General features: G+C 72.7%; 17 protein-coding genes. 3 read left to right on the top strand and 14 right to left on the bottom strand.

Annotation, left to right across the window (positions count from 1 at the left end; translation table 11 throughout):
- Positions 1-61: 61 nt before the first annotated feature.
- Complete coding sequence (gene nrdR / locus OG861_RS08520; RefSeq protein WP_329198908.1) at positions 62-577, bottom strand: transcriptional regulator NrdR; 516 nt, start codon at positions 575-577, stop codon at positions 62-64.
- 470 nt (positions 578-1,047) lie between these two features.
- Between nrdR and lexA the strand changes: the two genes are divergently transcribed.
- Positions 1,048-1,839 (top strand): transcriptional repressor LexA, encoded by a 792-nt coding sequence (gene lexA, locus OG861_RS08525; protein ID WP_330261667.1) that lies wholly within the window; start codon positions 1,048-1,050, stop codon positions 1,837-1,839.
- Positions 1,840-1,986: 147 nt separating this feature from the next.
- On the opposite strand, the gene OG861_RS08530 is transcribed toward lexA, so the two are convergent.
- The 5 genes from OG861_RS08530 to OG861_RS08550 all read right to left on the bottom strand — a co-directional run bounded on the left by OG861_RS08530 (position 1,987) and on the right by OG861_RS08550 (position 11,063).
- Positions 1,987-3,957, bottom strand: a complete 1,971-nt coding sequence (locus OG861_RS08530) for an ATP-dependent DNA helicase (protein ID WP_330261668.1) — start codon at positions 3,955-3,957, stop codon at positions 1,987-1,989.
- Positions 3,958-4,021: 64 nt separating this feature from the next.
- Positions 4,022-5,779 (bottom strand): IucA/IucC family protein, encoded by a 1,758-nt coding sequence (locus OG861_RS08535; protein ID WP_443064481.1) that lies wholly within the window; start codon positions 5,777-5,779, stop codon positions 4,022-4,024.
- 281 nt (positions 5,780-6,060) lie between these two features.
- On the bottom strand, positions 6,061-6,750 hold the full coding sequence (locus OG861_RS08540) for a GNAT family N-acetyltransferase (RefSeq protein WP_330261669.1): 690 nt from the start codon (positions 6,748-6,750) through the stop codon (positions 6,061-6,063).
- Between the two features lie 123 nt (positions 6,751-6,873).
- Positions 6,874-8,655, bottom strand: coding sequence for an IucA/IucC family protein (locus tag OG861_RS08545; protein ID WP_443064482.1), 1,782 nt, complete (start codon positions 8,653-8,655; stop codon positions 6,874-6,876).
- 1,091 nt (positions 8,656-9,746) lie between these two features.
- A complete protein-coding gene (locus OG861_RS08550) occupies positions 9,747-11,063 on the bottom strand; it encodes a diaminobutyrate--2-oxoglutarate transaminase family protein (RefSeq protein WP_330261971.1) in 1,317 nt (438 codons plus the stop codon).
- A gap of 400 nt (positions 11,064-11,463) precedes the next feature.
- On the opposite strand from OG861_RS08550, the gene OG861_RS08555 reads away from it, so the two are divergent.
- On the top strand, positions 11,464-12,642 hold the full coding sequence (locus tag OG861_RS08555) for a trypsin-like serine peptidase (protein WP_329198905.1): 1,179 nt from the start codon (positions 11,464-11,466) through the stop codon (positions 12,640-12,642).
- A gap of 84 nt (positions 12,643-12,726) precedes the next feature.
- On the opposite strand, the gene hflX is transcribed toward OG861_RS08555, so the two are convergent.
- From hflX to miaA, 6 genes are all read right to left on the bottom strand, one after another.
- Positions 12,727-14,232, bottom strand: a complete 1,506-nt coding sequence (gene hflX, locus OG861_RS08560; protein ID WP_190186222.1) for a GTPase HflX — start codon at positions 14,230-14,232, stop codon at positions 12,727-12,729.
- Between the two features lie 244 nt (positions 14,233-14,476).
- A complete protein-coding gene (locus OG861_RS08565; protein ID WP_330261670.1) occupies positions 14,477-15,985 on the bottom strand; it encodes a M1 family metallopeptidase in 1,509 nt (502 codons plus the stop codon).
- A 190-nt stretch (positions 15,986-16,175) separates the two neighbouring features.
- Positions 16,176-18,260 carry a RelA/SpoT family protein gene (locus OG861_RS08570; RefSeq protein ID WP_330261671.1) on the bottom strand — a complete coding sequence of 695 codons (2,085 nt, stop codon included), beginning with the start codon at positions 18,258-18,260 and terminating at the stop codon, positions 16,176-16,178.
- A gap of 168 nt (positions 18,261-18,428) precedes the next feature.
- Positions 18,429-19,304 carry a diaminopimelate epimerase gene (gene dapF / locus OG861_RS08575; protein ID WP_330261672.1) on the bottom strand — a complete coding sequence of 292 codons (876 nt, stop codon included), beginning with the start codon at positions 19,302-19,304 and terminating at the stop codon, positions 18,429-18,431.
- A gap of 23 nt (positions 19,305-19,327) precedes the next feature.
- Positions 19,328-19,963, bottom strand: coding sequence for a hypothetical protein (locus OG861_RS08580; protein WP_443064460.1), 636 nt, complete (start codon positions 19,961-19,963; stop codon positions 19,328-19,330).
- 105 nt (positions 19,964-20,068) lie between these two features.
- Complete coding sequence (miaA, locus tag OG861_RS08585) at positions 20,069-21,007, bottom strand: tRNA (adenosine(37)-N6)-dimethylallyltransferase MiaA (RefSeq protein ID WP_329198898.1); 939 nt, start codon at positions 21,005-21,007, stop codon at positions 20,069-20,071.
- Between the two features lie 394 nt (positions 21,008-21,401).
- Between miaA and OG861_RS08590 the strand changes: the two genes are divergently transcribed.
- Positions 21,402-21,659, top strand: a complete 258-nt coding sequence (locus OG861_RS08590) for an antitoxin (protein ID WP_330261673.1) — start codon at positions 21,402-21,404, stop codon at positions 21,657-21,659.
- A 69-nt stretch (positions 21,660-21,728) separates the two neighbouring features.
- Here the strand turns inward: OG861_RS08590 and OG861_RS08595 are convergent, their stop codons facing one another.
- Together OG861_RS08595 and miaB are read right to left on the bottom strand one after the other, a co-directional pair.
- Positions 21,729-22,478, bottom strand: coding sequence for a class III extradiol dioxygenase subunit B-like domain-containing protein (locus OG861_RS08595; protein WP_330261674.1), 750 nt, complete (start codon positions 22,476-22,478; stop codon positions 21,729-21,731).
- A 79-nt stretch (positions 22,479-22,557) separates the two neighbouring features.
- A complete protein-coding gene (gene miaB / locus OG861_RS08600) occupies positions 22,558-24,078 on the bottom strand; it encodes a tRNA (N6-isopentenyl adenosine(37)-C2)-methylthiotransferase MiaB (RefSeq protein ID WP_330261675.1) in 1,521 nt (506 codons plus the stop codon).
- Positions 24,079-24,189 lie beyond the last annotated feature (111 nt).

Here is a 24,189-nt window from a genome sequence, read left to right on the forward strand (position 1 = left end):
TCTACGTATCTACGAATCTCGCCTGACCGACCGGGCCGGGGCCGCGCTGCGGCCCGTCCGGTCAGTCGGCGGCGGAGGCGGGCACGGGGACGACCGCGGGGGTCCCCCCCGGCTCGCACTCATGGGGATGAGACTGCCGTTCACGGAGCTCCGCGATGGCGGTCTCGAAGTCTTCAAGGGTGTCGAACGCTTTGTACACGGACGCGAACCGCAGGTACGCGACCAGATCGAGCTCCTGCAGCGGGCCGAGTATGGCCAGGCCCACGTCGTGCGTGGTCAGCTCGGCACTCCCGGTGGCGCGCAGCGCCTCCTCGACCCGCTGGCCGAGCTTGGCGAGGGCGTCCTCGGTGACCGGGCGCCCCTGGCACGCCTTGCGGACGCCGGAGATGACCTTGGAGCGACTGAAGGGTTCGGTCACACCGCTGCGCTTGATCACCATCAGCGAGGCCGTTTCCACCGTGGTGAAACGACGGGAGCAGTCGGGGCACTGACGGCGTCGGCGGATCGACGTGCCGTCATCGGTGGTGCGGCTGTCGACGACCCGGCTGTCGGGGTGCCTGCAGAAGGGGCAGTGCATGGTTCCCTCACCCTCCCTCTTAGGCACGACTGATCACCCCACCGGGCCCCTGAGCGGCAAGGAACGAGGCTCTGCCGGGGGCTGGTGAAGCAGCCACCAGCATATGCGATGCCGGGAGCCCGAGCGGACCCGGGACCACAACTTCTGGGTGGCAGCGCTCATCCAACCACTAGATCTTGGGTTGTGGTGGATTTACTGCCCGCCGCGTGTCGCGGGCTCCGATGCAGGGTTCCCGGGGCCGGCGGTGCCACACTGGGCGCGGCCCGCCCGGTGACGATCCGACCCGGAAGGGTACCGTAGGCGGCATGGGAGCGGCCGAACCCGCGTTCGGTCTGACTGTCGGTCCATACACCTCTCGATGTGCTCCAGGTGGACGATCTGCGATATTTCACTCGAACGTGTGTTTGGCGCAACCTTTCGAAAGCAACTACCGTTGTCCAGCTAGGGAGAACATTTCGAGAGGGGCCGACGTGACCACGACCGCAGACAGTGCCACCATCACTGCCCAGAACCGCTCCCAGAGCCGACTTGAGCCGGTGCATGCCATGAACGACGCACGTCAGAACCCGGAGGCGGAGTCCGTGCGCCCCGCACGCTCGCTGCCAGGGCGACCTCCAGGCATTCGCGCCGACAGCTCCGGGCTCACGGACCGGCAGCGCAGGGTCATCGAGGTCATTCGCGATTCGGTGCAGCGCCGGGGCTACCCGCCGTCGATGCGCGAGATCGGCCAGGCGGTCGGCCTGTCGAGCACGTCGTCGGTCGCCCACCAGCTGATGGCCCTCGAGCGCAAGGGGTTCCTGCGGCGCGACCCGCACCGCCCGCGGGCCTACGAGGTGCGCGGCTCGGACCAGCCCAGCTCGCAGCCCACCGACACCACCGGCAAGCCCGCCGCCTCCTACGTTCCCCTGGTCGGACGGATCGCCGCCGGCGGCCCGATCCTCGCCGAGGAGTCGGTGGAGGACGTCTTCCCGCTCCCCCGCCAGCTGGTCGGCGACGGCGAACTCTTCGTCCTCAAGGTCGTCGGTGACTCGATGATCGAGGCGGCCATCTGCGACGGCGACTGGGTCACCGTCCGCCGTCAGCCCGTCGCGGAGAACGGCGACATCGTCGCCGCGATGCTGGACGGCGAGGCCACCGTCAAGCGGTTCAAGCGCGAGGACGGCCACGTCTGGCTGCTTCCGCACAACGCCGCGTACCAGCCCATCCCCGGCGACGAAGCCACCATCCTCGGCAAGGTCGTCGCCGTTCTGCGCCGGGTCTGACACCCGTCGCCCCCATCCAGCTCCGGGACCTCTGCGCCGGTCCCGGAGCTGCTTCGTGCCGTGAGGCCGGGGGCCGCCGGCCGTCGGGCTGCCTATCGTGCCCGTCGAACTGCTTCGGGACCGCCGAACCCCTTCATGCCCGTCGGACTACTTGCCGTCCGCCTGCGCCGAAGCGTCGATCGCGGCCAGCGAGCGGCGGACCTGGTTGCGGTCCGTGGTGTACCAGAAGTCCGGCAGGGTGGCGCGCAGGAAGGTTCCGTAGCGAGCCGTGGCCAACCGCGGGTCGAGGACCGCGACGACACCCCGGTCCCCGGTAGCCCGTACGAGCCGGCCCGCGCCCTGGGCCATCAGCAGGGCGGCATGCGTGGCCGCGACCGCCATGAAGCCGTTGCCCCCGTGCTCCTCGACCGATTTCTGCCGGGCGCTCATCAGCGGGTCGTCGGGACGGGGGAACGGGATCCGGTCCATGATCACCAGCTGGCAGCTGGGCCCGGGCACGTCCACTCCCTGCCACAGCGACAGCGTGCCGAACAGACAGGTCTTCGGATCCGCGGCGAACGCCTTGATCAGCTCACCGAGCGTCTCCTCCCCCTGGAGGAGGATCGGGTTCGACAGCCGTCCGCGCAGCTCCTCGGCGGCCGCCTTGGCGCCGCGCATGGAGGAGAACAGCCCGAGGGTCCGGCCACCGGCCGCCTCGATCAGCTCCGCCAGCTCGTCCATCATGTCGCCGCGGGTTCCCTCGCGGCCGGGGGTGGCCAGGTGCTTGGCGACGTAGAGGATGCCCTGCTTGGGGTAGTCGAAGGGTGAGCCGACATCCAGCCCCTTCCAGACGGGCACGTCGTCGCCGCCCACGCCTTCCGGCGACAGGCCGAGCGAGCCGGCGACGCCGTTGAAGTCGCCGCCGAGTTTGAGCGTGGCGGAGGTGAGGACCACCGACCGCTCTTCGAACAGCTTCTCGCGCAGCAGGCCGGACACCGAGAGGGGAGCGACCCGCAGGGTGGCCCCGAAACGGTCATGGCGTTCGTACCAGACGACGTCGTACTCCGAGCCGAGGACGATCCGCTCCGCCACCGCGTGGACGCTTTCCACCGCGGCCAGGGCCTGCTTGCGGACGGCGTCCTCGTCCTGGACGGACTTGTCGCGGGTGGAACCGATCGCGGAGATCACGTTGCGCGCGGCGTCGCGCAGGGACATCAGCGCGTACGCGAGGTCTTCGGGAATCTGCTCCAGCCGGCCGGGCAGGGCCAGCTCCATGACGCGTTCGAAGGACTCCGATGCGGTCTGCAGGGAGTCGGCGGTCTTCTCGTCGACGAGCTTGGCCGCGCGCTTGACGGCCCGGTTCACCTGGCCCGGGGTGAGCTCACCGGTGGCGACGCCGGTGACGCGGGAGACGAGTTCATGGGCCTCGTCCACGATCAGCACCTCGTGCGGGGGCAGCACGGGGGCGCCCTCGATGGCATCGATCGCGAGGAGGGCGTGGTTGGTGACGACGACGTCCGCGAGCTTCGCCCGCTCGCGGGCGGCCTCGGCGAAGCACTCGGCTCCGTAGGCGCACTTCGTCGCGCCCAGGCACTCACGGGACGAGACGGAGATCTGCGCCCACGCCTTGTCGGACACGCCGGGCGTCAGGTCGTCGCGGTCGCCGGTCTCGGTTTCGTCCGCCCAGTCCCGCAGGCGCAGCAGGTCCTGGCCCAGCTTGCTGGTGGGAGCGGCCGCTTCGAACTGGTCGAAGAGGCCCTCCTCCTCGTCCTGCGGCGCACCCTCATGGAGCCGGTGCAGACACAGGTAGTTGGAACGTCCCTTGAGCATGGCGAACTGCGGCCGGCGGCGGAGCTGGGGATGCAGCGCCTCCACCGTCCGGGGCAGGTCGCGCTCGACGAGCTGCCGCTGGAGGGCCAGCGTCGCCGTGGCGACGACGACGCGCTCGCCGTGCGCGAGGGCCGGCACCAGGTAGCCGAGGGACTTACCGGTGCCGGTGCCGGCCTGGATCAGCCGGTGGGAGTTCTCGTCGATCGCTTCGGCGACGGCTTCGGCCATGGCCACCTGGCCGGGCCGCTCCGTGCCGCCGACGGCGGAGACGGCGGCGTGCAGCAGGTCGGGGAGGGAGGGCTTCGTCATAGCAATGCCAACCCTACGGGGCCGCACTGACAGCAGCCGCATCGCAGACGTCCCCGCCGTCGGTTCACGGCCGGTGGAGGGGGTTGGGAACGGTCCCGTGGGTGACCGCGTGCGGGCGGTCCGGGCGGTCGCGGTAGCCGTCCTCGTGCAGCCGGTTCCGGTTGAGGCACAGCCGGTCGATCCGCTCCGTGAGCAGGTCGAAGAGCTCGTAGCGGTCCTTGAGCTCGGGGAAACGGGCCTGGTGGCGGAGGATCTCCGCCCGTACGAGGGACCAGAACTCGCTCTCGGGCACTCCCATCCGGTCCTCGCAGATCGCGGACAGGTAGCGGAAGACGCCGACGAACAGTCCGGAGTGGATGAACTGCGTCAGGTAGGCGGGCGGCTCCGTCAGCAGCGCGGCACGCACCTGGGCGGGCATCGCCTCGTGCTCGGGCAGCGGCTCCCGGCTGATGTTGACGTCGTCCACGAAGTCCTTGACCGCGAGCCGGACGGGGACGTCACCCTCGTCGAAGATCACGATGGTGTTCTCGCCGTGGGGCGAGAAGACGGTGCCGTACCGGTAGAGGAAGTGGAGCAGCGGGGGCAGCAGGGCGGCGAAGAGCCTCTGGAGCCAGACGGTGGGGGACAGTCCCGAGCGGGCGACGAGCTCGGCGGTGAAGGAGCGTCCGCGCGGGTCGGTGTGCAGGAGGGAGGCGAGGGTGCGGGCCCGCTCGCCGGGGGCGAGCCGGCCGGTCAGGGGCTCGCGCCAGATCGCGCCGAGAAGTTCCTTGTACTGGTACGGGACCTCGGGGAGCCGGTCGTAGACGGGATGCCGGACGGTCACGGAGGCCACCTCGCCGAGGAGGAGGACCCGGCACTCGTCGCGCAGGAACGGGTCCTCGTCGCGCAGGGAGTGGATCCAGGCGGTGACTGCGGGCGCGGCGAGGGTCAGGTCGCAGGGCAGCCCGCGCCAGACCATGGTGTTCAGGACGGAGAGCGGCAGCTTGACGCTGTGCCGATCGGGACGGGTCAGGTTGAGGAAGGTACGGATCGACTGCTGGGGCAGTCGTACGTCGGGATCCGCGGGCAGCGGTACCAGCGCGCCCGAGGCGAGGGCGGGCGCGAAGAGCGGGAGCACTATCTCGTCCCACTGCCAGGGGTGCACCGGGAGGTAGAGGTAACCGCGGGGGTCGAGGCCGCGGTCGCGCAGCGTCCGGTCGAAGGCGGCGCGGGTGACGGCGTCGAGCTCCGCGGAGTACAGGCGCGCGGGGTCCTCCATCGCGCCGGTTCCCCGGTACTCGGCCAGGGAGGTGTGGGCGGCGAGCCAGGGCAGCCGTTGGCGGGTGCGGGATTCGGGGGCCCAGGCGGCGGTGTCGGCCGCGGACATCCCGACGCGGCCCTTGTTGAGCACGAGCCAGGGGTGGCCGGTCTGGTGCCCTTCGAGCGCGGCGTAGTCGAGGTCTGCGAGGACGTCGGCGGTGAGGGCGTGGTGGTCGAGGCGGGCGTCGGCGGAGAGGGTGGCGCTGAGCTCGCGGACGAGGTGGCCGAGGGTGCCGCCGTCGAGACCGAGGAGGGTACGGGCGCGGACCAGGAACTCGAACGGGTCCCCGAAGGGGGTCGGGGGCTGGGGGGTCGGGGGCTCTAACGAAGGGGGCTGTGGGGAAAGCGGCGGTGGGGTGAGGGTGATGGTGCCGGCGTTGACGTCCCAGCTGCCGTAGGAGCGGCGGCGGGCGCGGAAGCCGAGGGTGCTGCCGTCGTCCAGGGCGAGGCTCCAGGCGTCGCCTGCTGCGGCGGGGGCCGGAACGGGACTGATGATCTCCTCGTACGCGAATTCCCCGAGCATCTTGGCGAGCAGCCGGCGGGTGGCGGTTTCCCAGGTCACGCCGTTGATCTCGGGTGGTGTGCTCGGGTGCTGGGGCGACGGTGCCACCGCCTCCGGGAAGTGGGGGCCGGTGGAACCTGACGCGGCGGAGAAATTCGACACGGGACTCCTCGGGTATCGGGAACTTCGGTCCACGGCGCGGAGTTTTCAATTGCAGACGCGTTGAGTGCGAGGTGTTGAGTGCACACGCGTTGAATGCAGAAGCGTCGAGCGATGACGGTGCGAGGACTGCGGGGCGGCATTCAGAGGAGATTGCGCAGCGCCCGTTCCCGGATCATCAGCGCGGCACGCTTCTCGGGGAGGTCGATTTCCGCGGAACAGCGGAAACCGGAATTCAGGAAGGCTGATACGGAGGGGGTGTTACGGATGTCCGGTTCGGCGATCACGCGAGCACAGCGTGGCCGGTTGTCGAACACCAGGTCTGCGACCGCGCGGAGCAGGGTGGTGCCCAGACCCCGGCCGCGGTTCGTGCCGTCACCGATCAGCAGGTGGATACCCGTGTCGTGGGGGCGCGCCGGGTAGTGCCGGGCGAGCGGGTCGAGGTCGGCCCGGTAGAGCTCCCAGTAGCTCATCGGTGTGCCGTCGAGCAGACCCAGGCAGGGGATGCTGCGGCCGTCGCTGTCCAGCTGTGCCCTTAGGTGGGCGGCCGTGACGGTTGCGGGGCCGGCGAGTTCCCAATAGGTGGCCACGTCGGGGTCGTTCATCCAGCGGGTGAGGAGTTCCAGGTCGTGGCGCGGTCGTACGGGTTCCAGGCGGAACGCCCCGACCGGGGTGGCGACGGCGCTCCATGCGGCCGGTGAGTCGAGCAGGTCTGCCTCGGCGAGCAACGGCAACCGTTGGGCGTTGAGCCGTGGTGAGGCGGGTTCCCCGATGACCGAGGCGGTGGCGGCGGCCGTGCGGGTGGGACCGATGGGGGTGCGGGTGGAAGGCATCGGCTCTTCTCCGGGTCGATGGGGCGCGTCGGTCGGTCAGTCGGTCGGTCGTCGAGTCGCTGGGTCGTCGTGCGGTCAGCCGCTGCGCCGTCGAGTCGTCGGGTCGTTGGGTCGTTCGCTCGTTCAGTCGTGAAGGGGGTTGGTGATGGTGACGTAGACGGACTGGGTGTCGACCGGGCCGACGAGTTCGTCCAGGCCGCCCAGGCGGGTGAGCAGATTCGCCTTGCAGCGGAGGGTGGGCGAATCGAGCAGCAGCGCGGGGAGCGGACCGAGGCGGGAGGCTTTGCCCAGGAACCGGCGGAAGGCGGCGAGCAGGACGCGTTCATCCGCGAGGTGCTGCGATCCGAAGGCTCCGATCAGCCCGAAGACGTTGTTGATGCCGAGGTAGTAGGCGAAGCGTTCGTCGGTGACGGCGTCGGCGACGAAGGTGTCGCTGGTGGTGCCGATGCCGGGCAGCCTGGCTTCGAGTTCCGCGCGGTGGGAGTCGCGGAAGTAGTAGCCCTGGTTGTCGCGGTAGCGGCCACCGATGGGCCAGCCGGCCGGGTCGAGGAGCACCAGGGTGTTCTGCTGGTGGGCTTCGAGGGCGATGCCTGCGAGCGCGTCGAAGGCGAGGACCGGGAGGACGACGTGGTCGAGGTAGCGCAGGAACCACTCGGCGGCTACCGCCGGGGTGGGCCGGCCGGTGGACGCGGCGAGCCGGGAGACCGTCTCGGCGAGCCGTGAGCGCATCGTGGTCCGGCCGGGCCAGGGGCGGGGAGCGGTGAGTGCGGCGATGCAGACGGCGTCGTCACCGGAGCGGAAGGGGTTGTGGCGTAGCAAGGCGTCGAGTCCTTGGACGGGTGTGCCGTCGGGGGTGTCGACGGCGACCCAGGCGGGGTCGCGGACGATGTCGAAGCCGGGGTGGGCCGCCTGCCACTGATCGGCGAGGCCGGTGCGCAGCAGCCGGTGCACCTCGACTCCGCGGTGGAGTTCCTTGCGGAGGTTCTCGCGGCGGGAGTTGGTGATGCGAAGGCCTAGGGACAGCTTGAGCATCGCGGGGGCGCCGGGGCGGTGGACGGTCCGGACGGAGGAGGTGGGGTACCACGGGTCGCCGTACGGGCCCAGGTCGGTCAGGAGTCCCGCGTCGCGGAGGGCGGCGACGGCGGGGCGGGCCAGCAGGTCGCGGGCCTGCCAGGGGTGGAGGGGCAAGGGGGTGGTTCCGGCAGGCGTCGCCAGCCCGGGGGCGAGTCGGGAGAGGAGCTGGGCGGCGGGGACGAGCCGGCCGCGTTCGGTCCAGGCGGAGTCGGTGGCGAGCACGGAGGGGTCGATGGCGAACCAGTGGAGGGGGAAGGAGCCGTGGAGTTCGGGTGAGTAGTGGCGTACATCGGCTTCGGAGAGTCCCTCCCGGCTCTTGGGGTCGGGCTGGAGGGGGTGACCGAGGAGGAGGGACTGTTCGGCGGTGAGGAAGCGGTCCGCGGCGATGGGGGCCGGTGGGGTGGGTCGTTGACGCCGGTCGGCGATGAACTCGGCGGTGCGGCGCACCGAGTCGGCTACCCGTCCGACGAGGTCGGCGGCGCGGCCGGTGCCCTCGCGGGCGATCAGGGCGGCAAGGGTGACTGCGTCCAGGGCGGGGGCGTCGGCGGGGGCGCCTTCGAGCCGGGCGGGGGCGAAGCGGTGCCAGCCCGACGGGGACCAGTGCCGGACGGCGACGAGCAGCGCCACGCCGGATGCGGGGAGGGGGATGCGCAGCAGGGTGCCGACGGGCCCGTCGGGGCGGCCGATGCCGCTTTCGCGGACCCAGCACCGCAGCAGGTTCTCCACCGTCGCGGCCTCGGCGGCGATCCCGGGGTCGGGGTGGTCCAGCAGATCGGGCAGCGCCGTCGGATCGGGGCCGAGGAGCCCGGCCCCCGCCGGCCGGGGCCGCATGGTCGGCCGCTTCTGCCTCGGCACGCCGACCGCCGCGGGGGCAGCGGGCCGGCCCCGCTCACCCGGCAGCGCCTCGTGGGCGCCCGTGGTGGGCCCGGCCTCAGACGTGCCGCCTGCGTGGACGTGCCCGGCTTCGGGTCCCGGGGGCGGGGTGGCACCGCCGGGGCTGGGGTGGTGCGCCGCGGCTCCGCCGGAGGGCGGTGCGCCCACCGGGTCGTGCCCGAGGCTTTCCACACCCGCCTGGGCGGTCCCGAAGGCCGGGGCCGGGTCGACCGCCTCGGCCCCGGGTGCCGGGTCACCGCCCAGACTCCGGCTCGGGGCAGCGCCCTGCACCGCGGCCGGGCCGGACGGTGGCGCCGCGTGGGCGCCGACGGCTCCCTCGGCGCCGGGTGCCGGGGACGGGCCGACGGCCTGCCCCGGGCCGGGGTGGTGGGGCTCGGCCCTGCCGCCGGGGGGCGGGGTCCCGACCGGGTCGTTTCCGGGGGCTGGCAGGCCCGCCTGGGCGGTGCCAGTGCCGAGGGCCGGGTCCGCCGGCCCGGTCCCGAAGTCCGGGCCACCGCCCGGCCCCGGTCCCGCACCCTGACCCGGAGCAACGTCCCGGCCGGGGCCAACGCCGAGTCCTCGGGCGGTACCGGGGGACGCGGCGGACGCGGCCCCGGGGGGTGGGGCCCCGCCCGAGATTGGCTCGCCGCACGGGGCGTCGGCCTGACCTGATGCAGCGTCCCGGCCGCGGCCAATGCTGAGCCCTCGGGCGGTGCCGGGGCCCGCAACGAACACGGCCCCGGGGGCTGGGTCACCGCCCAGGGGCGGGCTGCCGCACGGCATGCCGACCTGACCCGGAGCAACGTCCTGGCCAGGGGCAACGCCGAGCCCTCGGGCGGTAGCGGCCAACGCGGCAGGCCCGGCCCCCGGGGTCGGGGCCCCGCCCGGGGAGGGACTGCCGCACGGGGTGCCGGCGTGGCCTGGGGCAGCGTCCTGGTTTCGGGGAGTGCCCGGGGTGTGGGCGGGGTCCGGGGTGGGTGCCGGGGGTGTGGTCGCGGTGGGGGTGGGGTCTGGGGGTGGCGTGGGCATGGGGGGTCCTTGGGGTTCGGTCAGTGGGGCCGGCGGGCGGCGGGGACGGCGTCGGTCAGCCGGTCGAGGACGGCTCCGGCCTGCTCGTCGGTCAGCGTCAGCGGCGGCAGGAGGCGCACGACGCTGGAGTGACGGCCGCCGAGTTCGACGATCAGGCCCCGGTCCAGGCACTCCTGGCGGACGGCGGCCGCCAGCTCGGGGGCGGCGGCTCCGGTGTCGGGGTCGACGACTTCGACGCCGATCATCAGACCGCGGCCCCGCACGTCCCCGATGCAGGGGTGGTCGGCGGCGAATCCCCGCAACGCCGTCAGCATCCGCTCCCCCAGCACGGCGGCCCGCTCCGCAAGACGGTTCTGCCGGACGTAGGCCAAGGTGGCGGTTCCCGCCGCCATGGCCAGCTGGTTGCCGCGGAAGGTACCGGCGTGGGCACCGGGCGCCCAGACGTCCAGCTCCGCCCGGTACACGATCACGGCCAGCGGCAGGCTGCCCCCGATCGCCTTGGACAGGACCATCACGTCGGGCACGACCCCGGCGTGGTCGACTCCCCAGAAGGCGCCGGTGCGCCCCACACCCGTCTGCACCTCGTCCGCGATCAGCGGGATGCCCCGTTCGGCGGTGATCTCCCGCATCCGGCGCAGCCACGCGTCCGGCGCCGGGTGGACTCCGCCCTCACCCTGGACCGGCTCCACGATCATCCCGGCCGGCGCCGGCACCCCGCTCTTGGGGTCGTCCAGCAGGCTCTCGGTCCACCGCGCCGCCAGCCGCTCCCCGTCGGCACCGGCGACCCCGAACGGAGGGCGGTGGTCCTGGGGGAACGGCAGCCGGGTGACCCGTACGGCTTCGGCGCCGCCCGAGGCCTCCAGCGCCCCGGCCGTCATGCCGTGGTACGCCCCGGTGAAGGCCAGCAGCCCCGAGCGCCCGGTGGCGGTACGGACCAGCTTGAGCGCGGCTTCGACCGCGTCCGTCCCGGCGGGCCCGCAGAACTGGACCCGGGCGTCCGCCGCCAGCGCGGGCGGCAGGTTCGCGAACAGCTCGGTGGTGAACGCGTCCTTGACCGGGGTCGCCAGGTCCAGCACGTGCAGCGGAGCACCCGAGTCGAGCACCCCCCGGACGGCTTCGAGCACCACGGGGTGGTTGTGTCCCAGCGCGAGCGTGCCCGCGCCGGAGAGGCAGTCGAGGTAGCGCCGCCCGTCGGCGCCCTCGATCGTCAGCCCCCGGGCCCGTACCGGGACGATGGGCAGGGAGCGCGCGTACGTCCGTGCGGCGGATTCCCGTAACGCCTGCCTGCGCAGGATGCCCTCGGCCGCGACCGGCGCCCTGTTGCCCTGCTGCGGCACCTGTTCCGCCGCCGCAGGGCCGGCCGGCCCTTGGGCCACCGCCGTGTTCTGCGCCTCGCCCTCGGCTGCGGCCGGCTCGGTCAAAGGCTCGCTCCACGCCACGACTGTCGGTCCTCCCGCCCGGATCTCTCTTCCGGATTGCGTCTCGAACAGGAACGCTGCTGCCCCATCCCCCGTACGTACCAACGACGGTGACGGCGGCGGATCACGGGTGACCGGAAGATCCTTGCCCTCGGCGGACCCCGCAGGGACCCGGCGGAGGGTGAAGGAACCGCGGCCCCGGCCTGTGTCGTCCTCAGCCGCAGCGGCATAGTGGGGTGCTGCGCCCGGCGCGCGCGAATGGCGAGCCGGCCGCACCGCACCCCGTTCAACGCCTCGAACCACCAGGGGGACTTACGACATGCGACCGAACCGACCGGTCACCGCGGCCCTGTGCGCGGCCGCGCTCGCGCTGACCGCCGCGGCCTGCGGACCCGGCGACGGTGAGGCCGGCGGCGACGCCAAGCCGACCGTGGCGGCCAGCCTGCCGTCCGGCGCCACCGACGGGATCAAGATCCCGGACGACATCAAGGAAAAGCTGAAGCAGCACGGCATAGACATGGAGAAGTGGAAGGGGGGTGCGTGGAAGAACTGGAAGCGGGAGGACTGGCTCCGCGAGGCGGGCGACTACATCAACCCGATCATCGAGGGCCTTTGGGACCCGGACCGGATGCGTGACGCCGACAAGACGCCGCAGCCCCCGGCCGTGGACCCGGACGCCGGCAAGGACCAGGGCGTCACCGACCCCACTCCCGCGCCGGTTTCCGCGAAGCAGGCGGCCGCGCCGTACCACGCCAACGTCCCGGCGTCCGGCAAGGTCTTCTTCGACGGGCCCGAGGGCTCGATGGTCTGCTCGGCCACGGTCGTCAAGGACCCGGCCCACCCCGGCAAGTCCAACCTGGTCTGGACGGCGGGCCACTGCGTGCACGCCGGCAAGGCCGGCGGCTGGTACCGCAACATCGCCTTCGTCCCGTCCTACAACAACGCGGGCAAGACGGCGCCGGAGCTCAAGGGCGCCCCTCGCGACCAGGTGGCCCCGTACGGCGTGTGGTGGAGCGACTGGGCACAGACCTCGGACCAGTGGATCGCGACCGGCGGCCCGACGGGCGGGGCGGGTGCTCCGTACGACTTCGCGGTGCTGCACGTGACCCCGGAGAAGGGCTCGGGCAAGTCCCTGGAGGAGACGGTCGGTTCGGCGCTCCCGGTGGAGTTCGCCGCCCCGGCGGTGCAGAAGGTCGCGAGCATCACGGCGACGGGCTACCCGGCTGCGGCGCCGTTCGACGGCCAGCGGGCGTTCCAGTGCACGGACAAGCCCGGCCGGCTGTCGCTGACCGCGGCCTCCCCGGTGATGTACCGCATCGGCTGCACCATGACCGGCGGTTCCTCGGGTGGCGGCTGGATCGCGGCGGGCGCCGACGGCAAGCCCGCGCTGGTGTCGAACACGTCGATCGGTCCGGCGAAGGCGGGCTGGCTGGCCGGCCCGCGGCTGGGCCCGGAGGCCAAGGGCGTTTACACCGCGGTGAGCAACAAGTTCAAGTAGCAGCGGCGACGCGGCACTTGCGGGAGTGACACGAAGGAGGGCCCCCGCCCGAGGCGGGGGCCCTCCTTCACACGGCGCGGCCGGTCAGTGCTTCGCGGGCACGTACGGTGCCAGGTCCGCGGCCAGTTCCTGGTGGACGCGCGCCTTGAGCAGGGTGCCCTCCGGGGTGTGCTCCTCGGAGATGACCTCGCCCTCGGCGTGCGCCCGGGCGATCAGCGAGCCGCGGGTGTACGGCACCAGTGCCTCCACCTCGACCTCCGGCCGGGGCAGCTCGGTGTCGATGAGCGCGAGGAGCTCCTCGATGCCCATGCCGGTCCGGGCGGAGACGGCGATGGAGTGCCGCTCGATGCGCAGCAGGCGCTGGAGGACCAGCGGGTCCGCCGCGTCCGCCTTGTTGATCACCACGATCTCGGGCACGTTGACCGCGCCGACCTCGCGGATGACCTCGCGGACCGCCGCCAGCTGCTCCTCCGGGGCCGGGTGCGAGCCGTCCACGATGTGCAGGATGAGGTCGGAGTCGCCGACCTCCTCCATCGTGGAGCGGAACGCCTCGACCAGGTGGTGGGGCAGGTGCCGGACGAAGCCGACGGTGTCGGCCAGGGTGTAGACGCGGCCGGAGGGGGTCTCGGCCCGGCGCACGGTCGGGTCGAGGGTGGCGAACAAGGCGTTCTCCACCAGGACGCCCGCACCGGTGAGGCGGTTGAGGAGCGAGGACTTGCCGGCGTTGGTGTAGCCGGCGATGGCGACCGAGGGCACCTTGTTGCGGCGCCGTTCCTGCCGCTTGATGTCGCGGCCGGTCTTCATCTCCGCGATCTCCCGGCGCATCTTCGCCATCTTCTCGCGGATCCGTCGCCGGTCGGTCTCGATCTTGGTCTCACCGGGGCCTCGGGTGGCCATTCCGCCACCGCCGCCGCCGCCCATCTGCCGGGACAGCGACGCGCCCCAGCCGCGCAGTCGCGGCAGCATGTACTGCATCTGCGCGAGCGCGACCTGTGCCTTGCCCTCTCGGGACTTGGCGTGCTGGGCGAAGATGTCGAGGATGAGGGCGGTCCGGTCGACCACCTTCACCTTGACGACGTCTTCGAGGGCGATGAGCTGGCCGGGGCTGAGCTCGCCGTCGCACACGACGGTGTCGGCGCCGCTCTCCATGACGATGTCGCGCAGTTCACGTGCCTTGCCGGAACCGATGAAGGTGGCCGGGTCGGGCTTGTCGCGGCGCTGGATCACGCCGTCGAGCACGAGAGCACCTGCCGTCTCGGCGAGGGCCGCGAGCTCCGCGAGGGAGTTCTCGGCGTCGTCCACGGTGCCGGAGGTCCACACACCGACGAGTACGACGCGCTCCAGGCGGAGCTGTCGGTACTCGACCTCGGTGACGTCCTCGAGCTCGGTGGAGAGGCCGGCGACGCGGCGCAGCGCCGCGCGCTCGGAGCGCTCGAACTGTTCGCCGTCGCGGTCCCCGTCGATTTCGTGGCTCCAGGCGACGTCCTCTTCCATCAGGGCATCGGCCCGAAGGCTCTCGGTGAAGCTCGGCGAGTCCTGCACGTCCTGTGCGTCCCGCGCGTCCTGGGAAGGGGAAGAGGAGGAGGTCATTGGATCCTTACGTCGATTCGAATGCGTCCGCGCCCGACCGCTGCCGAGGCTGCCGCCGTGCGTGACATGACACGGTCGTGACATAGCACTGCAATGTCCAACGTGTCACACCGCCCGGAGATTCCCGGACCCGGGGGCCCACGGCCGGGCGGACCGGCCTGTCGATGGTGACATGCCCGTTCGGCGCCCGTCACACGCTTTTCGCACGGGCGCCGCCCGGATCGGGCCGGGCGCCCGCGCGGTCTCAGGCCTTCTTCGGGGTCGCCCTGGGCGCGGGGGCCGCGTTCGGCGCGGCCTTGGGGGCGGGGGTCGCCTTGGGCTGCGCGCTCCATTCGGGGTGTCCCGGCATCGGCGGAGTCGTCGCGCCGTACAGCCACGGCTTGAGGAAGGGTTCCAGGTCCCGTCCCGCCTCCCGGGAGGCGAGGCGCACGAAGTCCGCCGTGCCCGCGGTGGAGTCCGCGTGCTCGGCCACCCAGCGCCGCTCGACCCGGTCGAAGGCGGCTGCGCCGATCTCCTGGCGCAGGGCGTAGAGGATGAGCGCGGACCCGTCGTAGACCACCGGCCGGAACAGTCCGATCTTCTCCCCGGGCGGGGCCGGCTTGGGCGCCGCCGGCGGGCCGCCCGCCGCCCGCCACTGGTCGGAGCGCTGGTACGCCTCGCGCATGCGCCGCTCCAGGGAGTACTTGCCGAGGCCGTCCGCGTAGAGCGCCTCGTACCAGGTGGCGTGTCCTTCGTTGAGCCACAGGTCGGACCAGGTCCGCGGGGTCACGCTGTCGCCGAACCACTGGTGGGCGAGCTCGTGGACCATGACGGAGTCGACGTACCACTCGGGGTAGGTGCCGGCGGTGAACAGCCCGCTCTCGAAGAGCGAGAGGGTCTGGGTCTCCAGCTCGAAGCCGGTCTTGGCGCGGGCGATGAGCACGCCGTAGTTCTCGAAGGGGTAGCGGCCGACGCGTTCTTCCATCCACGCGATGTGCCCGGAGGTCTTCTTGAGCCACGGCTCCAGCCGCTGCCGGTCGGCGGCCGGCACCACGTGGCGCAGCGGCAGCCCGTGCGGTCCGGTGCCCGACGGCACGGCGGAGGCGCCGACCGAGACCTGGGCGAGCTCCGTGGCCATGGGGTGCAGGGTGCGGTAGGTCCAGGTGGTGGGCTGGCCGGAGCGCTGGACCGGGAGGGCGGTGGGCACTCCGTTGGCGACGGCCGTGAGACCGGCCGGGGCGGTGATCCGGAAGGTGAAGAACGCCTTGTCGGCGGGGTGGTCGTTGCAGGGGAAGACCCGGTGGGCGGCGTCGGCCTGGTTGGCCATGGCGAGCCCGTCGTCGGTGGTCACCCAGCCGCCGTCGTCGCGGCCGCGCGGGTCGCTGGTGTGCCGTACGACGACGCGCAGCGGCGTGTGGGCCACGACGGGCCGCGCGGGGGTCAGCACGAGGTCCTCCCCGGCGCTCTCGAAGCGTGCGGGCTCCCCGTTGACCTCGGCGGACGCGACGGTGCCGTGGGTGAAGTCCAGGTTGATGCGCTCCAGGTCCTCCAGGGCCCGGGCGTCGATGACGGTGACGGCGTCGAGCGGGCTGCGGTTGTCCTTGTAGGTGAAGGACAGGTCGTACGAGAGGACGTCGTAGCCGGGGTTGCCGAGCTCGGGGAAGAGGGTGTCGCCGATGCCGAGTGGCTTGGGCGGCGGCAGCACCGCGGCGACGAGGGTGAGGGAGGCCGCGGCGAGCAGCGCGGCGCGCAGGCGGGGGGAGGTGAGCTGCATCCACCATCGCTTACCAGTGCCCGGCGCCCCCTTGCGACCGGCGCGCGACGGCGCCACCCGAACGGGTTCGCAGGCCGGTGGACCGGCCTACGCATGACCGACGCGCCGTGGACCGGCCGGCGCGCGACGACACGCGCGACCACGCGCCGTGGACCGGACCGCACCGGGTACGGGCAGCCCGGCGTGCCGGCTACGCCCTGCTGACGTCGTACACGCCCGGCACGTCGCGCATCGCCCGCATCAGCGCCGGGAGTCCGGCCGCGTCGGGGAGCTGGAGGGTGTACGTGTGCCGGACCCGCTGTTCGACGGGCGGTTCCACGGTCGCGGAGACCACCTCGACCCCCTCGCGGGCGATCGCTTCGGTCAGGTCGGCCAGCAGGTGCGGGCGGCCGAACGATTCGGCGAGCAGGGTCACGCGGCAGTCCGCCGTGTCCCGCCAGTGCACGGCGACCGAGGTACGGCCCACGGCGCGCATCTGGGCCACGGCCGGGCACTGGACGCGGTGCACGGTGACGGCCCCGCCCCGTACGACGAACCCGGCCACGGCGTCCGGCGGCACGGGGGTGCAGCAGCCGGCCAGCCGTACGTGCGCGTTCGGCAGGTCGGCGACGGCGTTGCCGCTCCCCCCGCGCGCGCCCACGACGGACAGGGGCGCCCGTGCGGCGGTGGTGGTGGCCGCGGCGTCGTCGGGGTGGGTCGCGAGCCAGCTGCCGATGGCGATGCGGGCGGCGGGGGTGGTGGCGTGCTCCAGCCAGTCGGCGGCCGGCCCGGAGGAGGAGTCGTGGGAGAGCAGCAGTTGGACGGTGTCGCCGTCGGAGAGCCGGGACGACAGGGAGGTGAGGCGCCCGTTGACGCGGGCGCCGATACAGCCGTGGGCCGCCTCGCCGTACTGGGCGTAGGCGGCGTCGATACAGCTGGCGCCGCCCGGAAGGGTCAGGGTGCGCGGGGCGGCGGCGCCGTCCACCGCGAAGACGGTGACTTCCCGGTCCTGGGCGAGTTCGGCGCGCAGGACGGTCCAGAAGGTGTCGGGGTCGGGCGCGGACTGCTGCCAGTCGAGCAGCCGCGACAGCCAGCCGGGCCGGGTGGGGTCGACGCGTTCCTCGTCGCAGTCGGCGGCTTCGCCCGTGGTGTACGGGTTGCCGAGGGCGACCACGCCGGCCTCCGCGACGCGGTGCATCTGCCGGGTCCGGACGATGACTTCGGCGACGTGCCCGTCGGGCGTGGCGACGGCGGTGTGCAGCGACTGGTAGAGGTTGAACTTCGGGACGGCGATGAAGTCCTTGAACTCGGAGACCACCGGGGTGAAGCAGGTGTGCAGTTCGCCGAGCACCCCGTAGCAGTCGGCGTTCTCGGCGACGAGGACGAGGATGCGTCCGAAGTCGGAGCCGCGCAGCTCGCCGCGTTTTCGGGAGATGCGGTGGACGGATACGAAGTGCCGTGGCCGTACCGCCACTTCGGCGGCGATCCCGGCGTCGCGCAGGACGGCGCGCACGGAGTCGGCGATGGCGGGCAGCGGATCGTTCTCGCCCGTGTGGGCGGCGATCAGCGCGCGGGTCTGCTCGTACTCCTCGGGGTGCAGGATCGCGAAGACGAGGTCTTCCAGCTCGGTCTTGAGGGCCTGTACGCCGAGCCGTTCGGCGAGCGGGATGAGGACGTCGCGGGTGACCTTGGCGATGCGGGCCTGTTTGTCGGGGCGCATCACGCCGAGCGTGCGCATGTTGTGGAGCCGGTCGGCGAGTTTGATGGACATGACGCGGACGTCGTTGCCGGTGGCGACGAGCATCTTGCGGAAGGTCTCGGGTTCGGCGGCGGCCCCGTAGTCGATCTTCTCCACCTTGGTGACGCCGTCGACGATGAAGCAGACCTCGTCGCCGAACTCCTCGCGGACCTGCTGGAGCGTCACTTCGGTGTCCTCCACGGTGTCGTGGAGGAGTGAGGCCGTCAACGTGGTCGTCTCCGCGCCGAGTTCGGCGAGGATCAGGGTGACGGCGAGGGGGTGTGTGATGTACGGCTCACCGCTCTTGCGCATCTGGCCGCGGTGGGAGGTCTCCGCGAGGAGGTACGCGCGCCGCAGGATGGACAGATCGGCGTCCGGATGGTGGGCACGGTGGGCTTCCGCCACGTGTCCGATGGCGTCGGGGAGCCGGTCGCGGGAAGGGGGGCCGAGCAGCGCGGCACGCCCGAGACGGCGCAGGTCAAGCCTGCTGCGGCTCCGTCTGCGCAGCTCAGGGCGCGCTTCGGGGTGTGCTTCGGGGTTCGTGGCCTCTGCACTCATGGGAACCTCCGGCGGCTTCGACCGGCGGTGGTGGGCATGGGGTGAGCCCTCAGGGCCGGTGCCTGATGTTACCGACCCCACCACGTGGCGCAGTCCACCTCTCGCACAGCGTGAAACGGATCACCCATTAGAGGGAAGCTGCGCGGCAATGCCCGGGCCAGGACAAACCTAGGCGAAGGCCGTTTCGGTGAGCCAGGCCGACTCGCACTCGCCCGAGGCCACGATGACGGCGGGTCCGGTCATGTCGATCCGGCCGTCGGGGTGTTCGGTGATGAGGAGGGTGCCGCCGGGGAGGTCGACGGTGTAGGTGACGGGCTGACCGGTGAGGGCCGGGTCGGCGCCGTCCCGGCGGATGGCGGCCACGGCGACGGCGCAGGCGCCGGTGCCGCAGGAGCGGGTCTCGCCGGAGCCGCGTTCGTGGACGCGCATGGCGACGTGCCGGGGGCCCCGGTCGACCACGAACTCGACGTTGACCCCGGTGGGGTAGGCGGACGCCGGGCTGAACGGCGGGGCGGTGAACAGGTTCCCGGCGTCGTCGAGGCTTTCGACGAACGCCACGGCGTGCGGGTTCCCCATGTTCACGTTCCGCGCGGGCCAGGTGCGCTCGCCGACCGAGACGGTGACCTCGCCCTCGGGCAGTTCGGCGCGGCCCATGGACACGGTGACGTCGCCGGTCTTGGCCAGGTGCACGTGCTTGACGCCGCCGCGGGTGGCGACGGCGAGGTCGCCGGGCTCGACGTGGCCGGCGTGCTGGAGGTAGCGGGCGAAGACCCGCACACCGTTGCCGCACATCTCGGCGACGGAGCCGTCGCTGTTGCGGTAGTCCATGAACCATTCGGCTTCGCCGGCCATGTGCGCGGCCTCGGGATGGGCGGCGGACCGCACCACGTGCAGCACCCCGTCCGCGCCGATTCCGGCCCGCCGGTCGCAGAGCTTGGCGACGGCGCCCTCGGGCAGCTCGATGGCGTTGTCCGGGTCCGGGACGATCACGAAGTCGTTCTCGGTTCCGTGGCCCTTGAGGAAGGAGAGGGTGCTGTGCGTCACGGGCCCATCGTAAGCGACGGGCCTCAGCGCAGCCGGGCCACCCGGTACACGGCGAGCGCGACGACGGCCAGCGCGACCAGCGCGTACAGCGCGGCCATGCGCCAGTCGGGGAGGCGGCCGCCGCCCCGCGGGCGGAGCCCGGGCAGGGAGTAGCCGACCCGGCGCGCGGCCATCATCCCCCAGCCGGCGGCGCAGGCGCTGATGAGGAAACCGAGCATGGCGACGACGGCTCCGCCGTCACCGAACTCGAAGGCGAGGGGGAACGCGAACATGAGCGAGCCTGCGGCGGCCAGCATCACGATAGGGGTGATCTGCCAGATGCGCAGGCGGCGCTGGGGGCGCAGTTCGACCTCGAACTCGGGGCCGGTGGCGCCCTCGGCCGCGGCGTCCGGCGCGTCCGGGCCGTCGGGGGTCAGCCGCGCGGGGTCGGCGGGCAGCCCGAGCGAGCCGGGACCGTCGGGCCCGGCCGGCTGCGGTCCGGGCTCCTGTCGCGGAACCGTCCCGGAGGCGGGGTCCGCGGCGGGCAGGGCAAGGCCCGGAGCGAGCCGGGCAGGCTCCGCGGCGGGCCCGGCAGGCTCCGCGGTCCCGCTGTGGAGCAGGTCCGCCTCCCGTCCGGTGTCGTCCCGCCCAGTGTCACGAGGGCCGGCCTCCATAGCCACGCGCCCTCCCCACTCGGACTTCGTACGCCGCTGTTCAGCAGTTTGATGATGGCATGGTCCAGACCCCCAGACGGGCGCACGGGGCTTCCCGATGCCATCACGTGATCAGGCTGTGACCGCTCGTTCGACCAACGACTGCGCGAGTCCGGGGAGTTCCCCGCGGTCCTCGGCCGCTCCGCTGAGCCAGTGCACGCGCGGGTCCCTGCGGAACCAGGAGTCCTGTCGGCGGGCGAACCGCTTGGTGGCGCGTACGGTCTCGGCCCTGGCCTCGTCCTCGGTGCACTCGCCCGCGAGGGCGGCCAGCACCTGCTGGTACCCCAGCGCGCGGGAGGCGGTGATGCCCTCGCGCAGCCCCTGGGCCTCCAGCGTCCGGACCTCGTCGACCAGACCGGCCTCCCACATCCGGTCCACCCGCAGGGCGATCCGCTCGTCCAGCTCCGGCCTGGCGACGTCCACGCCGATCTGGACCGTGTCGTAGACGGACTCGTGGCCCGGCAGGTTGGCGGTGTACGGCTGCCCGGTGATCTCGATGACCTCCAGGGCCCGGACGATCCGGCGGCCGTTGCTGGGCAGGATGGCGTGGGCGGCGTCCGGGTCGACGGCGGCCAGCCGGGCGTGCAGGGCGCCGGGGCCGCGCAGGGTGAGCTCGTCCTCCAGCCGGGCCCGCACGGCCGGGTCGGTGCCGGGGAAGTCCATGGCGTCGAGCGCGGCGCGGACGTAGAGCCCGGAGCCTCCGACGAGGACCGGCGTGCGCCCCTGCGCGAGCAGGGCGTCGATCTCGGCGCGGGCGAGGCGCTGGTACTCGGCGACGCTGGCGGTCTCGGTGACGTCCCAGACGTCCAGGAGGTGGTGCGGGATCCCTCCGCGTTCCTCGGGCGTCAGCTTGGCGGTGCCGATGTCCATCCCCCGGTACAGCTGCATGGAGTCCGCGTTGACGACCTCCCCGCCGAAGTGGTGGGCCAGGGCTACGCCCAGGTCGGACTTTCCGGCCGCGGTGGGACCGACGACGGCGATGACCCGCGGGGCGGGAGCTGCATTCCTCACTGCCACAGTCTCGCAAACCCTGCGCCGGATACCCGATCGAGTGACGTGACGGGATGCGGTCGGGGTCGTTGCCTTGGCGGGGTTCCGGGCCCGGCGCGCCCGGGGGAGGCCGGTCCGGCCAAGGCGGAACTCCACTCGCACGAGTAACGTTTATGGGAGTAGACATGGGTGTTTTCAGCCGGTTTTTTGGCCGTAAGGATCAGGGTTCGACCGAAGAGGCCGCTCCCGAGGGCCTGACGGCCACGCCCGGGGAAGCGGAGGCAGTGGCGGCTGAGGCGGAGGTCCCGGCGGCGGAGCCCGTGGAGATCCCGAAGCAGCAGTCGGTGGAGGCCGCCGCGGACAGCGAGACCGGCGAGGGCGCCCGTACGTAGCTCCCGGCAATGGACGGTGACCAATGGGCCTCTTGGACAATCTGAAGGCCAAGCTCGGGCCGGCGAAGGACAAGGTCGGCGACCTCGCGCAGCAGCACGAGGGCAGGATCGGCGAGGGTCTGGACAAGATGGCCAAGGTCGTGGACTCCAAGACCAAGGGCAAGTACAGCGGCCAGATCACGGCGGGCACGAGCAAGGCGAAGGGCGCCCTGGGCAAGATCGCCCACAAGGACGATCCCGGTCACGGTCCCGGCGGGCCGACGCCGTCGGCGACCGGCTGAGTCGTCCGCGAAGGGGTGCGGGGTCCGAGGGGCCCCGCGCCCCTTCGGCGTACCGCCGCCGGGCGGGTTTCAGGACCAGGCAGCGACGAAGTAGCCCACCCCGTACGGGGCGTCCTCGTACAGCAGCCGGCCGTCGAGCCCCGCGCCCTCCGCGGCGCCGGCGAGGACCTGCCAGGGCGCCCGGCCGGCGGCCTGGAGTTCGGCGGCGAGCGTGACGTCGAGTCCGGCGAGGGCGGCGGTGTCCGCGGTGGCGAGGGCGGCTGCTGCGGCGGTGTCGAAGGCTCCGGCGCGCTCGTCGAGGTAGCCGGGCGCCTTCAAGGTCCGGCAGGCGCTGCCGTCGCCCATGACGAGCAGGGCGACCCGGTCCTCCCGGGCGGCGAGGTCGCGGCCCGCGCGCAGGGCCTCCCCGGTCTCCAGGGAGTGCGCCACCGCGAGCCCCTCGACGGGCGCGGCGCCCCAGCGCGCGTGGTCCAGCAGCCAGGCGCCGACGGCCAGGGCCGGCGGGAGCGGCCGCGTACCGGCGTCCGGCTCCTCGCCGGACCGGACCCCGTCGCCGGGGCGGACGCCCTCGCCGAGCCGTACACCGGAGTCGACGCCGAAGCCGTGGAAGCCTCCCCGGGAACCCTGGGGGTACGGGCCGACCTGGTCGTCGGACGACGCGGCGCCCACGACGACCAGCAGGCCGGGCCTGGAGGCCGCGAGCACGGCGAGCGCGTCGGAGCAGGCGGTACGGGCCCCGTCCAGTTCGGCGGCGGCCCCCGCGGCGACCTCCGGCACGAGGAGCGGCGGGGCGGGACAGACGGCAGCGGCTACGAGCATGATCCGCAGCCTAGCCGGGCGCGGCCCGCTCCGGGCCCCCCGCGGGGACCCCCTCGCACCCGCCCGGCGCGCCGCGGGATCAGGCGGTCACGGCGCAGCCGGAGCTGGCCGGCGGCAGCGGGGCCGGGACGCCCAGGGTGGGGATGCCGAGCATGACGCCCGCCGGCTGGGCCGGGGCGGCGTTGCGCTTCTCCCACGCGTCGCCGGCGCGGGTGCGCCGCACGGAGCGGGCCGGGCCTTCGGCCAGCAGGTGGTGCGGGGCGGCGTAGGTGATGTCGACGGTCACGACGTCACCGGGGCGGACCTCCTGGTCCGGCTTCGTGAAGTGCACGAGGCGGTTGTCGGGGGCGCGGCCGGAGAGCCGGTGCGTGGCGCCGTCCTTGCGGCCCTCGCCCTCCGCGACCATGACTTCGAGGGTGCGGCCGACCTGCTTCTTGTTCTCCTCCCAGGAGATCTCCTCCTGGAGGGCGACCAGGCGCATGTACCGCTCCTGGACGACTTCCTTGGGGATCTGCCCCTCCATCTCCGCGGCGGGGGTGCCGGGGCGCTTGGAGTACTGGAAGGTGAAGGCGTTCGCGAAGCGGGCCTCGCGCACCACGTGCATCGTCTGCTGGAAGTCCTCCTCGGTCTCGCCGGGGAAGCCGACGATGATGTCGGTGGAGATCGCCGCGTGCGGGATGGCGGCGCGCACCTTCTCGATGATGCCGAGGAAGCGCTCCTGGCGGTACGAGCGGCGCATGGCCTTGAGGATCGGGTCCGAGCCGGACTGCAGCGGCATGTGCAGCTGCGGCATCACGTTCGGGGTCTCGGCCATGGCCGCGATCACGTCGTCGGTGAAGTCGCGCGGGTGCGGGGAGGTGAAGCGGACCCGCTCCAGGCCCTCGATCTGTCCGCAGGCGCGCAGCAGCTTCGAGAAGGCCTCGCGGTCGCCGAGGTCGGAGCCGTAGGCGTTGACGTTCTGGCCGAGCAGGGTGATCTCCGAGACGCCCTCGGCGACCAGTGCCTCCACCTCCGCCAGGATGTCGCCGGGACGGCGGTCCTCCTCCTTGCCGCGCAGCGCGGGGACGATGCAGAAGGTGCAGGTGTTGTTGCAGCCGACGGAGATCGAGACCCAGGCGGCGTACGCGGACTCGCGGCGGGTCGGCAGCGTCGAGGGGAAGGCCTCCAGCGACTCGGCGATCTCGACCTGCGCCTCTTCCTGGACGCGGGCGCGCTCCAGCAGGACGGGCAGTTTGCCGATGTTGTGGGTGCCGAAGACGACGTCGACCCACGGGGCCCGCCGGACGATCGTGTCGCGGTCCTTCTGCGCGAGGCAGCCGCCCACGGCGATCTGCATGCCGGGGCGCTTGGTCTTCATCGGGGCGAGCCGGCCGAGGTTGCCGTACAGCTTGTTGTCGGCGTTCTCGCGGACGGCGCAGGTGTTGAAGACGACGACGTCGGCGTCGCCGTCGGAGCCCTCGGGCGCCCGCGTGTAACCGGCGTCCTCCAGCAGACCGGAAAGCCGCTCGGAGTCGTGCACGTTCATCTGGCACCCGTAGGTGCGCACCTCGTAAGTTCCCTTGACGTCCACTGCCGTGCTCCGGTCGCTGCTGCTGGTCATGGAACAAGGGTAGGCGCTCCCCGGATGCCCTCCGGCCCGCAGCCGCGGGGGCGGTGGTCCACCGGTGCACGGCATCCGGGCCGTGACAGGACGCCGGGCGGGGTGGCAGGA

The organism is Streptomyces sp. NBC_00539 (assembly GCF_036346105.1).
Lineage (GTDB): Bacteria > Actinomycetota > Actinomycetes > Streptomycetales > Streptomycetaceae > Streptomyces.

Excerpts from the sequence above, each read along its gene's own strand:
- OG861_RS08595 (WP_330261674.1), bottom strand. The coding sequence starts at position 22,478 with ATGCTCGTAGCCGCTGCCGTCTGTCCCGCCCCGCCGCTCCTCGTGCCG.
- hflX (WP_190186222.1), bottom strand. The coding sequence starts at position 14,232 with ATGACCTCCTCCTCTTCCCCTTCCCAGGACGCGCGGGACGCACAGGAC.
- OG861_RS08555 (WP_329198905.1), top strand. The coding sequence starts at position 11,464 with ATGCGACCGAACCGACCGGTCACCGCGGCCCTGTGCGCGGCCGCGCTC.
- OG861_RS08540 (WP_330261669.1), bottom strand. The coding sequence starts at position 6,750 with ATGCCTTCCACCCGCACCCCCATCGGTCCCACCCGCACGGCCGCCGCC.
- OG861_RS08590 (WP_330261673.1), top strand. The coding sequence starts at position 21,402 with ATGGGCCTCTTGGACAATCTGAAGGCCAAGCTCGGGCCGGCGAAGGAC.
- OG861_RS08570 (WP_330261671.1), bottom strand. The coding sequence starts at position 18,260 with ATGAGTGCAGAGGCCACGAACCCCGAAGCACACCCCGAAGCGCGCCCT.
- nrdR (WP_329198908.1), bottom strand. The coding sequence starts at position 577 with ATGCACTGCCCCTTCTGCAGGCACCCCGACAGCCGGGTCGTCGACAGC.
- miaB (WP_330261675.1), bottom strand. The coding sequence starts at position 24,078 with ATGACCAGCAGCAGCGACCGGAGCACGGCAGTGGACGTCAAGGGAACT.
- OG861_RS08535 (WP_443064481.1), bottom strand. The coding sequence starts at position 5,779 with ATGCTCGGGGAATTCGCGTACGAGGAGATCATCAGTCCCGTTCCGGCC.
- OG861_RS08545 (WP_443064482.1), bottom strand. The coding sequence starts at position 8,655 with ATGCGGCCCCGGCCGGCGGGGGCCGGGCTCCTCGGCCCCGATCCGACG.
- OG861_RS08565 (WP_330261670.1), bottom strand. The coding sequence starts at position 15,985 with ATGCAGCTCACCTCCCCCCGCCTGCGCGCCGCGCTGCTCGCCGCGGCC.
- OG861_RS08530 (WP_330261668.1), bottom strand. The coding sequence starts at position 3,957 with ATGACGAAGCCCTCCCTCCCCGACCTGCTGCACGCCGCCGTCTCCGCC.